The organism is Mesorhizobium sp. M7A.F.Ca.MR.362.00.0.0 (genome assembly GCF_004023175.1).
In the GTDB taxonomy this organism is placed as follows: Bacteria; Pseudomonadota; Alphaproteobacteria; order Rhizobiales; family Rhizobiaceae; genus Mesorhizobium.
In genome coordinates this window covers 25,560-25,845 of sequence record NZ_RZTF01000047.1, presented here as the reverse complement: position 1 = coordinate 25,845, position 286 = coordinate 25,560, and the positions used below count along the sequence as shown (strand labels likewise).

General features: G+C 64.3%; 1 protein-coding gene. It reads left to right on the top strand.

Annotated elements, in window-relative coordinates; all coding sequences use genetic code 11:
- A partial coding sequence (locus EOC06_RS42075) for an NADPH-dependent FMN reductase (protein WP_245469429.1) occupies positions 1 to 286 on the top strand: 286 nt, incomplete at both ends.

Genomic DNA, 286 nt, shown 5'->3' with positions numbered 1-286 from the left:
CTTGCCGACTACTCCCTGCCGATCATGGACGAGGACCTGGAAAAGGAAAAAGGCGTTCCAGAAAACGCCCAGAAACTCGGGCGTCTGGTGATCGCCCATGACGGGCTGCTGATCGCCACGCCCGAATATAACGGCTCCATTCCGCCGCTGCTCAAGAACACGATCGACTGGGTGAGCCGGGTGCGCAGGGATGGCGGCCGGCCGGTCAGGCCGCTGGCCGGCAAGGTCGCCGGCCTCTGCTCGTCCTCCAGCGGCCACTTTGCCGGCATCCGCTGCATCAACCATC